The sequence below is a fragment of the candidate division WOR-3 bacterium genome (assembly GCA_026418155.1).
Lineage (GTDB): Bacteria > Hydrothermota > Tepidihabitantia > Tepidihabitantales > CAIPLT01 > JAOABV01.
Map to the genome: position 1 here is coordinate 1 of JAOABV010000045.1, position 13,453 is coordinate 13,453.

The 13,453-nt window shown below is 34.7% G+C and carries 8 protein-coding genes and 2 pseudogenes; 7 read left to right on the plus strand and 3 right to left on the minus strand.

Annotated features, from left to right (window positions below):
* Nucleotides 1-19 precede the first annotated feature (19 nt).
* The 7 genes and pseudogenes from ssb to N2201_05730 all read left to right on the plus strand — a co-directional run bounded on the left by ssb (nt 20) and on the right by N2201_05730 (nt 6,994).
* The gene (ssb, locus tag N2201_05700; protein ID MCX7785704.1) at nt 20-451 is read left to right on the plus strand and encodes a single-stranded DNA-binding protein; all 432 of its coding nucleotides are present in this window, start codon (nt 20-22) and stop codon (nt 449-451) included.
* Nucleotides 452-677: 226 nt separating this feature from the next.
* A pseudogene (locus N2201_05705) lies at nt 678-1,037 on the plus strand (Gfo/Idh/MocA family oxidoreductase).
* A gap of 621 nt (nt 1,038-1,658) precedes the next feature.
* Nucleotides 1,659-2,141, plus strand: a pseudogene (locus tag N2201_05710) (N-acetyltransferase).
* Between the two features lie 179 nt (nt 2,142-2,320).
* Nucleotides 2,321-3,463: a DegT/DnrJ/EryC1/StrS family aminotransferase gene (locus tag N2201_05715; protein MCX7785705.1), complete on the plus strand. Its 1,143-nt coding sequence runs from the start codon at nt 2,321-2,323 to the stop codon at nt 3,461-3,463.
* Between the two features lie 124 nt (nt 3,464-3,587).
* Nucleotides 3,588-4,535 (plus strand): NAD-dependent epimerase/dehydratase family protein, encoded by a 948-nt coding sequence (locus N2201_05720; GenBank protein MCX7785706.1) that lies wholly within the window; start codon nt 3,588-3,590, stop codon nt 4,533-4,535.
* 142 nt (nt 4,536-4,677) lie between these two features.
* Nucleotides 4,678-5,412 (plus strand): glycosyltransferase family 2 protein, encoded by a 735-nt coding sequence (locus N2201_05725; GenBank protein ID MCX7785707.1) that lies wholly within the window; start codon nt 4,678-4,680, stop codon nt 5,410-5,412.
* A gap of 19 nt (nt 5,413-5,431) precedes the next feature.
* Nucleotides 5,432-6,994: a glycosyltransferase family 39 protein gene (locus tag N2201_05730; GenBank protein ID MCX7785708.1), complete on the plus strand. Its 1,563-nt coding sequence runs from the start codon at nt 5,432-5,434 to the stop codon at nt 6,992-6,994.
* A gap of 858 nt (nt 6,995-7,852) precedes the next feature.
* Here N2201_05730 and N2201_05735 read toward each other — a convergent pair.
* From N2201_05735 to N2201_05745, 3 genes are all read right to left on the minus strand, one after another.
* Entirely contained in the window at nt 7,853-11,002 is a 3,150-nt protein-coding gene (locus tag N2201_05735; protein MCX7785709.1) for a type I restriction endonuclease subunit R, read from the minus strand.
* Entirely contained in the window at nt 11,002-13,137 is a 2,136-nt protein-coding gene (locus N2201_05740) for a DUF262 and DUF1524 domain-containing protein (protein MCX7785710.1), read from the minus strand. The genes N2201_05735 and N2201_05740 overlap by 1 nt, the downstream gene beginning before the upstream one ends.
* The coding region (locus tag N2201_05745; protein ID MCX7785711.1) for a hypothetical protein at nt 13,124-13,453 on the minus strand (330 nt) is incomplete at its 5' end. The genes N2201_05740 and N2201_05745, both read right to left, overlap by 14 nt.

Sequence of the window (13,453 nt, forward strand, 5' to 3'; positions counted from 1 at the left end):
TTATAAAAAGGAGTAATCTATGGCGGATTTAAGATTAGGTTCATTAAATTATGTCGTAATTATGGGACGCGCCGTGCGCGAACCGGAATTAAAATACACTCCTAAAGGAAATCCAATTTGCAGTTTTTCGATTGCGGTCAATCGTCGGTATCAAGATAAAGAAACACAGGAATGGAAAGATGACACCAGTTTTTTTAATGTTCGAACCTTTGGCAAATGGGCAGAAATGTGTAATGACCGACTGAAAAAAGGCAGTTCGGTGCTGATTGAAGGTCGATTGAATAGTCGAACCTGGATCGACCAAAATGGAAACAAACAAAGACGCGTAGAAATAGTCGCAAATCGAGTGCAAATCTTAGATAAATTAGGCAGTGAACCTGAACCTTTGCCAGAAAACGATATCGACGAAGAAAATATCCCTCAGGATAAAATTGACGACTTGCCATTTTAGATAACGACATTATCCCTTAATTATCGAAAATTAATACTTACTTTCTTAATTTTCCTTTCCCCTGTTAATACATCTTTCATCAAAAAAATCTAACCCCAATATATTAAGACCGTTTATGAAAAATAATTTGACAAGTATAATTCGGTTATTTATAATACTGATTATTTATTTCTTGCAAAATAATAATTTGAACAGAAAAACTTATGAAAGCGAATAAGAGGTAAATATGACAAAGACAAAAAAAATTGAAATTGGCGTGATTGGTATTGGCTATTGGGGCAAAAATATCCTGCGTAATCTTTATGAATTAGGCGTCGTAAGCAAGGCATGTGATGCAGACCTTAAAACGATTGAAGAAAGGAAAAAAGAGTTTCCGAATCTGAAATATACTGAGAATGTGGATACAATACTTAACGACACAGAAATTACTGCAGTCGCAATAGCAACACCCTCAGCAACTCATTACCAATTAGTTAAAAAAGCCCTTAATGCCAATAAAGATGTCTTTGTGGAAAAACCGCTGGCTTTAACCTTTGCTCATGGAAAGGAACTGGTTGATTTAGCAAAAAAGAAAAATAAGCTTTTAATGGTTGGTCATATCTTACAATACCATCCCGCAGTAATTAAATTAAAAGAATTAATTGATTGTGGCGAATTGGGTAAAATTCAATATATTTACTCTAATCGACTCAATATCGGTAAATTACGCGTCGAAGAAAATATCCTGTGGAGTTTTGCGCCTCACGATATTTCTATTATTTTAATGTTAATAGGCAGTGAACCAATTAGAATTAGTTGTTTTGGCGAAGGTTATTTGAATAAAGACATTTTTGATGTTACTTTAACAACCTTAGAATTTGATAATGACATCAAGTCGCATATTTTTGTTAGTTGGCTGCATCCATTCAAAGAACAAAAATTAGTAGTAGTCGGTTCAAAAGCAATGGCGGTATTTGATGATTTGACCAAAGAAAAATTATTCGTTTATCCCCATAAGATTGAATGGACCAAAGGCAAAATTCCCGTGGCTCATAAAGCCGAATATTATTGTGTTGAATTCGCACCGAAGGAGCCGTTAAAAGAAGAAATGAAACATTTTATTGAGTGCTTATTGAATCGCACGCCTCCGAAAACTAATGGCGAAGAAGGATTAGCCGTATTAAAGGTTTTAGAACAAGCCGAAAAATCCTTAAGAACTAAAGGTGCAATACCAACGCTTTCTGAAAAAAAATATTTTGTCCATCCGACTGCGTTAATCGACGAAAATGTCGAAATTGGCGAAGGCACGAAAATCTGGCACTTCTCTCATATTCTATCGGGCACAAAAATTGGTAAAAACTGTGTTATTGGTCAAAATGTGATGATTGGTCCTGATGTTAAAATTGGCAATAAATGTAAAATCCAAAACAATGTTTCAATCTATAAAGCAGTAACTTTAGAAGATGAAGTGTTTTGCGGTCCGAGTTGTGTCTTCACTAATGTTTACAATCCCCGAGCCTTTGTTGAGCGCAAAGATGAATTTTTACCCACTTTGGTTAAAAGAGGTGCTTCGATTGGTGCAAACGCAACAATTGTCTGCGGTAACACTATCGGTCAGTATGCCTTTGTGGGCGCCGGCGCAGTCGTAAAAAAAGATGTGCCGGATTATGCCTTGGTAGTTGGTGTTCCTGCCCGACAAATCGGTTGGGTCTGTAAATGTGGTGTGCCTTTGAAAAAATTTGATAAAAACCACAACACAACTTGTGAAAATTGCGGCAGTAAGTATTCTTTGAAAAAAAAGACACTGGTAATCGTTAAAGAGACTTTATGAACTACAGCGACCAGTGGGTGATTATAAAGTTCAGCAAAAAGATTTAGCAAGGAGATAAAATGAAACAAATTCCAATGCTGGATTTAAGATTAGAATACGAGTATATGAAAAATGAAATTGACACGGCAATTGCAAATTGTCTAAAACATCAGCAATGGATTTTAGGACCAGAAGTAAAAGAACTTGAGACGAAAATCAGTCAATATCTTGAAGTCAAACATTGTATTGGTGTCTCTTCGGGCACTGAGGCTTTAGTCCTTTCCTTAAGGGCGTTAGCCATAAAACTCCGCGGACAAGAATATTTTAATCCCAAAGATGAAATTATCACGACACCTTTTACTTTTACCGCCACTGGTGATGCGATTCTTCGGGCAAGGGCAAAGCCAGTTTTTATTGATGTCGATAAAGAGACCTATAATCTTGATACGACAAAAGTCAGAAAATATATCGAAAAACATAATAAAGTCATTGGCATCATACCAGTCCATCTTTATGGCCAACCTTGCAATATGGATGAAATTATGGCAATTGCCCAAAAATTCAATCTTTTTGTGATTGAAGATGTTGCTCAGGCATTTGGCAGTATGTGGCATAATAAAAAACTGGGTTCTATCGGCACTACTGGTGCGTTTAGTTTCTTTCCTTCAAAAAATCTTGGAAGTTACGGCGATGCCGGGATGGTAGCAACTAATGACGACGAACTGGCAGAACTGATTCGGATGTTGACGAAACATGGTGGTAAAGATAAGTATAATGTTGACCATATTGGCTACAATGCTCGACTGGATACATTACAGGCCGCAATTCTCTTGGCAAAATTCCAATACATTGATGAATTTAATCAACGCCGAAGAAAAATCGCTCAATTTTATAATGCAGAATTAAAACGAATTAAAGAGATAAGACTACCTCAAGAATTAACGGAAGCATACCATGTTTACCATCAATATACGGTCAGAATTTTAAATGGGAAAAGAGACGAACTCCAGCAATTCCTTAAAGATAAAGGGATCGCGACAATGGTCTATTATCCCGTGCCATTACATCAAATGAAAGTATTTGACGGCAAAATGAAGGCTGTGGGAAAACTTAAAAATGCAGAGAAATTATGCAATGAAGTTTTAAGTCTGCCGGTTGAACCACTACTTACAGAACAAGATTTGAAAATCGTCGTTGATACCATCAAAGAATTCTTTCAATAAATTAAAATGGTCAAAAAACAAAAAATCCTTTAGTGATGATGCGGCAAAATTTTAATCCTGCCAATCGAATCACTCTTATTGAAGAAGATTTGATAGAATTATTTCCAACAGATAGGAGTTTATTATGAAACCATTAAATGAAATGACGGTTTTAGTAACCGGTGGTGCTGGCTTTGTTGGCTCAAATTTAGTCGATGCGCTTGTTGCTCGTAAGGTCAAAACGATTGTGCTCGATGACCTTTTTACCGGTAAAATCGAAAATTTACCTAAATCCGATTTGGTCGAATTTGTTGAAGGTAGTGTCTGTGATGAAGCATTAGTTAAAAAATTAGTTAAGGAAGTCGATCTAATATTCCATCTAGCCGCAAGAAATATCATTGTCTCAACGAAAAATCCTCGAGAAGATTTTGCAGTTAATATTGGAGGCACATTAAATATCTTATTAGCAGCCAAAGAAAAGGGTATAAAAGTTGTTTACACATCCTCAACTTCAATTTATGGCAATCCCCGCTATCTGCCCATTAATGAAGATGATGCGATTAATCCATTTACACCGTATGCCACCAGCAAATTAGCCGGAGAAAATTACTGTTTTTCCTTTTACGAAACTTATGGTCTACCAACTGCCGTAGTAAGATATTCTAATATTTATGGTGTAAAACAACGACCGGATAATCCTTATTGTGGAGTCGTGGCTAAGTTCTTTGATGCAGTAATTAAAGACCAGCCACCAAGTATTCATGGTGACGGCGAGCAGACCAGAGATTTTACTTATGTTGACGATGCAGTTGAAGCCACCATTTTGGCCGCAAGTGAAAAAGCCGACGGACAAATTTATAATGTCGGCACAGGCATTGAAACTTCAATTAACACCTTGGCGCAAAAAATCATTAAACTCTTTGGCAAAAACATAACTCCAACTTATATTGACCGCCGAGACATTGATAATATCCGACGCCGGGTCGTAAATATTGAAAAAATTCGTAAAGAATTAAGATGGATTCCCAAATTCTCTTTAGATGACGGCTTAAAGAAAACGAAAGAATGGATCTTGTCCAAAAAATCTGGCTAAACTTCAAAAAAATACTAAATGCAAAGAAAGATAATTTTCTACAGGCAAAATAGATCTATCCTAATATTGTGATCAAGCATATGAATTAATGTTATTATCTTTTAATTATCTCAACTTATCTTTCCTTGGATAAATCAGTTCAATGGCAGTTTCTGCATTCAATAAAGAAAAAGTTTTAATCATTATTCCGGTGTGGAATGAAGACAAGAAAATCGGCGGCGTCATTCAAGACTTAAAAAAAAGTCTAAATTATGACCTATTAGTAATTGATGATGGCTCAACCGACAATACCAGTCAAGAAGCAATCAAAGCCGGAGCAAATGTTATACAACACGAGAAAAACTTAGGCGTCGGTGCTGCCATTAGAACAGGAATTGAATATGGCAAGCAAAATGGTTATACAATCATTGTGCCAATCAATGGTACCGGCAAAACTAAAATAGAAGAAATTCCCAGTCTAATTGAACCAATTATTAAAGAAAATTATGACTTTGTGCAAGGCTCACGGTATCTTAAAGGCGGAGGTTGGGCAAATATGCCCAAACATCGTAAAATCGGCACCAAAGTTTATAGTTTCATCTTTTCCCTCTTAGTCGGTAAAAAGATTACTGATGGTTCAAGCGGTATCCGAGCATTTAAGACTTCAATTGTCTCCCATCCCCGGATAAATCTAAACCAAATCTGGCTCAATCGCTATGAACTGGAACCATATCTTTATTATAAAGCAGTTAGACTTAAGTTTAAGACCAAAGAAGTGCCCATAACCATTAACTATCCCAAACAAAAGAATGTTCCCTACACCAAAATGCGACCATTAATTGGCTGGTGGAGTATTACCCGACCAATAATCTATTTAAGATTAGGCTTGAAAAACTAATAAAAATCCATCGTCTATTATGAAAAAGAAAACACCTAAAAAACCACAGATACCAGGAGAAACAAAACCGATTTTACCTCAGTTATCACCGAAAACAATCTTTATTATTGCCCTTTTACTAAATTTAATTCTTTCTTTACTTTTATTTGACCCTAAACTTGAGACTGGTGGTGATAATGCCTTATATCTGATATTAGGCAAATCAATTATTAGCGGATTGGGGCTTCGAGACATTCATAATCCTAACCAACAACCACATACCACAGTGCCACCAGGCTTTCCTCTTATATTAGGAATTGGTCATGTTATCTTTAATAATAATTTCGTTGCCATAAAATTTATTATCTTACTCTTTTCCCTTGGCTCACTGGTAATTACCTATTACTTGTTGAGACATTATTTGGAAAAAGATTACATTATACCATTATTTGTTTTTGCCACATTACCTTTATATCTTCAATACTCTTATGCACTCTTTTCCGAAATACCATTCTTATTCTTTACCTTATTAAGTTTCTATTTATTTGAACAGGCAATCAAAAAAGAATCATTATTACTTCTAATTTTTAGTAGCCTTGCGGTTGTTGGTTCATATTATCTTCGGGCTGCAGGACTTGCATTTATTGTTGCTTTTGCGATATATCTCTTATGGAAACGCAAAATAAAATGGCTCATAATTTTTCTCTTAATCATTTTAGTATTAGTTTTGCCTTGGCTAATAAGAAACTACTCAATAAACAAACAAAATCCTTATATTGATGTCTTATTTGTGCGCAACCCGTATAATCTGCAAAGCGGAAAGATAACCATCAGCGATTTCTTCAATCGGATAATAACTAATATCAAAATCTATTTTTTCTATGCCTTACCCCAAATATTTTTACCGGCAATTAGCAACAGCGGACTCTTAACCTTATTAGGAATTATATTAACCCTAATCGTAATTTTCGGATTCTTTTCTAAGACCGGCAGAATCTTTCTCGCTTCAATTATCGGCTTAATTGTTTATGTCGGAATGCTCGTAGTCCGGCCAGAAGTTTGGAGTGGTGACCGATTTCTCTTACCGGTTGTGCCTATAATTTTAGTTTATATCTTCTTGGGCTTAAAATGGCTTGAGACCAAATTCAAGATTAAGAATTTTTTCACAATAGCCGTAGGATTACTTTTTATATTTATTAACATCATCGCAATCCTTCCTCAAGTAAAAATTGCCCTAACTAATAATTCACTTTATCTTAAAGGTGACAAATACGCCGGCTATTCTGCCGACTGGGTAAGATGGTTTGAAACTATAGAATGGATTGATAAGAATATTGCCAAAGATAAAATCATAATGTCACGCAAACCCGAATTTGTCTATCTTTTATCTGGATGTCGAGCAATTGGCTATCCCTTCACTGAAGACCAAGAACAAGTCAAAGAAGCAATTGCTAAATGTGATTATATTCTATTAGACAATTTTTATTGGACCGGCACAACCCGTCGGTATCTTTTACCTGTAATCCAAAAAGAGCCAGACAAATACCAGGTTATATTTAAGAGCAACAAGCCGGAATTTTATGTCCTGCAAGTGAAAAAATAAACAACCCGCACAAAAATCAGTAGTATAGAATATTTTGTGTAAATTTTAGTTTGAGATGTTAAAGAAAACAGATAATGGAAGAATAAGCCTTTATCAAAGATAAGAAATTAAACAAAATTCTTGACGCTAACATCATAAACCCTCATATAGTTAGATAAAATTGTTTAAGGACAGCAAAGCAATGCCAATAAGTTGCCAAGTTTACTCTAAAATAGTTTATAAACTTGCGATTATTCAGAACCAACTTACGCAATAGCCTGATTTCTCAACCCAAAATAAAGACCTTACCAGATTTTATCCAAAATCTGAATTTCTTAGCAATCCCAATTTAATTAAAATGTGCAAACTTTTGCACTTTTAACCCAAAATTGTCTAACTCCTTAACTACCAGCAAAGAAAACCCATTCCTTTCCCTACTCAAAAAAGTTATACATATAGACCAATAAAAAAATAAGCGAAATTTTTATTTAACTTATTGGAATAAAAAGAGATAATGGAAAATAGCCCTGACTGGATGGTATGACTCCCTCCGCTGTGGGGTGTGTTTTGAAGGTTGTGGAAAAGGTTATCTCAAGTCGTATCTCAAAGCATTTTTAGAGCCTTGCCTAATAAAGCATATCTTGGCACAGCGGTAAAGGCTTCTTTGGGTAGGCTTTTCAATTAGACTTATAGTATATCTTTGGGGTTGCGTCCTCGGTCGCAATTCAGCAATTATAAAGGTAAGCCCTTGAGCCGAGCAATTGCCTTACTCGGAAAAAATTAATAATAAACAATAACGGATTTGGGGGTTTTATTAACAGTTTCGATAAGGACGATTTATGAAATATTTCTTTGGATAAACAAGCCATCATTTTATTTTTATACCTTAACCCATTCTTTACATATCAAGTGAGCCTGTTCTAATACGGTATCAGTAGCTTTTTGTTGTTTATCGGGCGGGTAACCGTATTTCCTTAAAATTCTTTTTACCATTACCCTTAATTTTGCTTGGACATTTTCCCTTAAGGTCCAATCAATTGTGACATTTCTTCTTACAGTTTCAAATAATTCTCGTGCAATTGTCCGCAGCACCGCATCACCAAGAATTTTTACAGCACTGTCATTGGTCTCCAGAGCATCATAAAATGCCAATTCTTCTTCGGATAAATTTAATTTTTCCCCTCGTTTATGAGATTCTCGTATTTCTTTAGCAAGTGTTATCAGTTCTTCGATTATTTGTGCAGTTTCAACGGTGCGGTTAGTATATTTTCTAATTGCCTCTTCTAATAACTCAGAAAACCTTCTGCCTTCAACAATATTTTTTCTGAACCTAATTTTTATTTCATCACTTAATATTTTTTTCAGCACTTCAAATGCTAAATTTTTCTGGGGCATTCCTTTGATTTCTGCTAAAAACTCATCAGATAAAATTGAAATATCAGGTTTTTTCAAACCTGCTGCTGCAAAGATATCAATTACTCGGTCGGAAACAATTGCTTTGGATAATATCTGTTTAATCGCCGATTCAATATCTCCTTTTTCTCTTTCAGAAATCAGCGTTGATTTCATCATCATTGATTTTATGGCTTGAAATAGGCCAACTTCGTCTTTTATCGCCAATGCCTTTTCATTTGGGACAGACAGAGCAAATGCTAACATAAGTTTTCTGACATTTATGATAAAGCGTTCTTTGCCATTTTCCTGCTTGAGAATATGCTCCATAGCATCGCGCAAGAACTGGATTTTCTCATTGGTATCCAGTTGAAAAAACCGGGTGTAATCAAAACCATAAAACATCGCTTTAATAATCTCGTATTGTTCAAGTAAAACTTTGACTGCTTCTTCCTGGTCAAAGACCGGTCTGCCTTTACCCCCGCTTTCTGTATATTGGGCAACTGCTTTTTGTAAATCAACCGCAATGCCGATATAGTCAACTATTAGCCCACCGTTTTTATCTTTAAACACACGATTTACTCGTGCAATTGCTTGCATTAAGCTATGTCCACGCATTGGTTTGTCAATATACATCGTATGGAGACTTGGGACATCAAAACCTGTCAACCACATATCACGCACAATTACAATCTTCAGTGGGTCTGATGGATCCTTCATCCTTTCACCAATTGCTCTTCGTCTTTCTTTGTTGCGAATATGTTCTTGCCATTGTGGTGGGTCAGTAGCAGACCCGGTCATCACAATTTTAATAATTCCTTTATCGTCGTCTTGGTGATACCACTCAGGTCTTAACTTAATAATCTCATTATGCAAATCAATACAAATTCTTCGGCTCATACAGACAATCATTGCTTTACCATCAAGAACGCTTAAGCGTTTTTCCCAATGTTGGACAATATCTTCAGCAACTCTTTTGATTCTATTTTCCGCCCCGACAATCTTTTCCAGTCTTGCCCATTTTGTTTTTAGTCGTTCTTTTTGTTCTCTTTCCTCACCTTCGGTCACTTCTTCAAAATCTTCATCAATATGGGGGCGCTCTTCGGGTTTTAGTTCCAGTTTGGCTAATCGGCTTTCATAGTAAATCGGCACGGTCACTTTATCATTAATTGCTTGCTCAATATCGTAAATGTCAACATAATTACCAAATACTGCTGGTGTGCTTCGGTCTTCTTTTTCAATCGGCGTGCCGGTAAATCCAATAAAAGTTGCATTCGGCAACGCGTCTCGGATGTGTCGAGCAAAACCATCAATAAAATCATACTGACTGCGATGGGCTTCATCCGCAATCACAATAATGTTTCTTCGTTCCGATAACAATGGATATTTTGTGCCTTTGATTTCTGGTAAAAACTTCTGAATCGTCGTAAAGATAATGCCCCCTGATGAAACCTTCAAAAGTTCTTTAATTTCTTCTCGGGATTCGGCTTGTTTGGGTTCTTGCCTTAACAATTCTTGGCATCGGCTAAAAGTTCCGAATAACTGGTCATCTAAGTCATTTCTATCTGTTAAAAGAATGATCGTTGGATTTTCCAGTTCTGGTTGTAAGACCAATTTACCGACAAAAAATACCATAATTAAACTTTTACCTGAACCTTGAGTATGCCAGACCACACCTGCCCTTTTATCACCAATTGGTTGTTCTCTTATTGATGGCAATCCATATTTTTCGGGTTTTTCTCTTACTTGGGAATCAGAGACTGCGGAAGCACGGATGGTTGATTTTATTGCGTGATTAACTGCATTATACTGATGATAAATCGCAAGTTTTTTAGATATTTTTGAGATTCCGTCTTTTGTATCTTTATCAATTTCAAAAACAATAAAATGTCGGATTAAATCAAGTAAAACTTCTTTATTTAGCATTCCTTTAAGCATAACTTCCAGTTGTGAGAAATGTTCAGGCATCTTTTGACTATCAATCGTTTTCCAAGGCGAAAACCGCTCTTTATTAGAAGTCAAAGTTCCGGCTCGGGCTTCCCATCCATCGCTAATCACTAAAATCTCATTAAATCTAAATAACGACGGAATTTGTTGTTTATAAGTTTCAAACTGGTTAAATGCAGACCAGATTGTCGCATTCTCATCTGCTGGATTCTTTAACTCAATCAGACCGATCGGCAGACCGTTAACAAACAAAACAACATCTGGTCTTCGGTTATTGCGTTCTTCTATTACGGTAAATTGATTGACTGCTAAAAACTCATTATTTTCAATATTCTTAAAATCAAAGAGCCAAACTACGTCGTGTTTAATACTGCCGTCATTTCTCTTGTATTCAACGGGCACACCATTTGTGACCATTCTGTGAAACAACTGATTATTAATAATCAGATTTTGGCTCTCGGTTCTTAAAATCTTTTTAATTGCTTCATCAATGGCATAACTTGGAATATCAGGATTTATTAATTCCAGAGCATCTTTTAATCTTCTAACCAAAACAACTTCATTATAATTTCTTTCTGCAAATAGTCCGCCTTCAGAAATATCCGGACCATAAAGAATTGAATAACCTAAATCTTTTAGAATATCCAGAACTGCTAATTCAACTTCTGATTCAGTAATAACTTTAGTCATTAATCAATTTGTTCCTCGGATTGTTTATTATAGGCCTGTTTTATTAAGAACATTATATACTCAATTTGATTTAGATCAGTAAAGAGTACTTCAACATCGCCATTTCCCAAATGACCTTTCTCGCTCACGTCATTACATATACCTTGTGGGTCGGTAATTTCGTTATATTTAAGATTTAAAATTAATTTTAGACCGCTTTTCAACGGTATAACATCAACAAAATTAGTTGTGGATTTAAACGCAATATAAGCTTTAAGTATTTCTTCACGGACCGACGAACTTAGATTTAATATTCGTTTTTTCAATTCGTCAAACAAAATCTTGGTATTATCTCTTAAATACTCATGATCATTATATGTATATATCTTCTCATCTTTAGCTTTCTTAGCTTTTTTGTGTTTTTCTAGGTCATCTGGATGGAGATCAGGATATTTCCACACTTTTATAGCAATATCAATTATTTCTTTCGCTCGGGCTAAAATTTCTGATTCGTTCCAATGTTCTAAATTTGCCAAACGTCTATTTAATCTTATTGGACTATCTTTAAAACCTCCTTTCATATCTCTTTTTTCAATAAAGGGACGATCTGATAATTCAGAGTTATAACCTGTTAATGTTATATTACCTATTGTATGCAAGTATTTTTTTTGAATCTCTTTCCAATTTTCACCTAATTCACGTTGCCACTCTAATGATAGATTTTCATTTTGCGGCATAATATGTTCAATTGTGTAATCTTCAATACTAACTTTTTCTTTTCGGTCATAATTTTCTAACTTTCGTAAAAAATAATTTCGATTTCTAAAATTATAAATGTCTTTTAAAAGCAACATATTGGAAAATTCTTCATCGTTAGGGAATCTGCGATAACTTTCTTTTAATAACATTGTGGCATAGAAACTTGTAAGATAGTTGTTCTTATCTATTTCGTCATATAATGTTGCGAATGTTTTGTTCAATGAATTTGTTGGTATCCCGCAAATTGCTCTTCGAAAGACATAACTTTCGATGGCTTTTAATATCTCTATAAAAGTGTTTTTGTTGATTACATTATTTTTGTAATCGGCGTATACGCATAAAATAAAAGGATATGAAACATCTACTTTTAAGTCGTTAATATCAGAGAATATTGATTTTATTTCGTTATCTTCATCTTTTTCTAAAGCAATATTAACGAAGTATTCGGCATATGTATGAATGTCAGCAACTAATGATTTTATCGCCAAATATTTTTGATTATCGAAATTTTCCGTTGGCAAAGAATTTTGGCTAATATACGATTTGATATATTTATTTGAGTATTCCTTAAATTCTATATACACTTCATCGATCCTAGGGATGCGCCGTGTTTTTACTGTGAGATAATCTCTGATAAATCTATCAAAATACGCAGAATATTCAGCATGTCCAAAACATTTTTCAATTTTATACCAATAATCCTTATAAATCTCGTTTTGTTGTTCGGGTTGTAGGTCCATCAGGATAAAATTCCGTATCAAATCGGCTTGACTCAATGCGAGCCCGGTTGCGTTGAGTGTTTCAAAAATCAGTTGGGGGTTATCTCTTTCTCTGTCTAAAGCAACATCAATAATAAGCAATTTTGATATACCTTTATATATTTTTTCAATGTCGTCGTTTTGTATTTTTTTAACAAACAGATCATAAATTTCTTTTATCCTCTTAGAATAGTTTTCTGGTAACTCCTTATCATCTAAGATGTTGAACAGTGTTTCTTTGTCGCTTTGTGTCAAAACTAATTTATATTTTTTCTCGTCTGATTCGTTATTATTGAGCAGATATCTGTTTAAAATTTTTCTGCTTTCTTGTTCGTTTTTTTCTTCTTTTAATTTATTGCTGATTGCTTTTAGTAACAGCGTCAGTGTTGTCAATCGTTGCTGGCCATCGATGACTAATAATTCCGGCACGGTTGACATTTGGTATATCCCTTTTTGTATATAAACAATTGACCCAATAAAATGCCCAGCAATTCTATCATCGCTTCCCGTACGAATAATGTCATCATATAGTTTTTCGCATTGTTGCTTTGTCCAACTATATGTTCTTTGATAGATCGGAATTAATAATTGTTTTGTTCCATCTAAAATAGTTAAAAAATTTGTTTCATTTGCTTTCATTTTTATCTCCTTTATTCTTAACCGGGACTCTTATTTTTCCTGACATTAATTTTGGCAATAAAGAATCACGGAGTTGAGAGAGAGTTTGAATTTCATCTTGTATAATTAACATCTTATTAAATATTTCTTCTGATATTGAATTAAATATATGCAAAATTTTTATATTACCTTTATCAGGAATAGCAAATTTTAATTTATCAACATGTTTTCCGACATGCATTATTGTTGTTTCATCACCTGTAAAAGAATCAATTTGTTGCTGAATAAATTTGGATTTAAGTAACGCATAAATAAAAAATTTCCTAAACATTGGATC

What these genes read in the sequence shown, in the direction of transcription:
- N2201_05725 (MCX7785707.1), top strand. Translation starts at nt 4,678, where the DNA reads ATGGCAGTTTCTGCATTCAATAAAGAAAAAGTTTTAATCATTATTCCG.
- N2201_05720 (MCX7785706.1), top strand. Translation starts at nt 3,588, where the DNA reads ATGAAACCATTAAATGAAATGACGGTTTTAGTAACCGGTGGTGCTGGC.
- N2201_05740 (MCX7785710.1), bottom strand. Translation starts at nt 13,137, where the DNA reads ATGAAAGCAAATGAAACAAATTTTTTAACTATTTTAGATGGAACAAAA.
- ssb (MCX7785704.1), top strand. Translation starts at nt 20, where the DNA reads ATGGCGGATTTAAGATTAGGTTCATTAAATTATGTCGTAATTATGGGA.
- N2201_05715 (MCX7785705.1), top strand. Translation starts at nt 2,321, where the DNA reads ATGAAACAAATTCCAATGCTGGATTTAAGATTAGAATACGAGTATATG.
- N2201_05730 (MCX7785708.1), top strand. Translation starts at nt 5,432, where the DNA reads ATGAAAAAGAAAACACCTAAAAAACCACAGATACCAGGAGAAACAAAA.
- N2201_05735 (MCX7785709.1), bottom strand. Translation starts at nt 11,002, where the DNA reads ATGACTAAAGTTATTACTGAATCAGAAGTTGAATTAGCAGTTCTGGAT.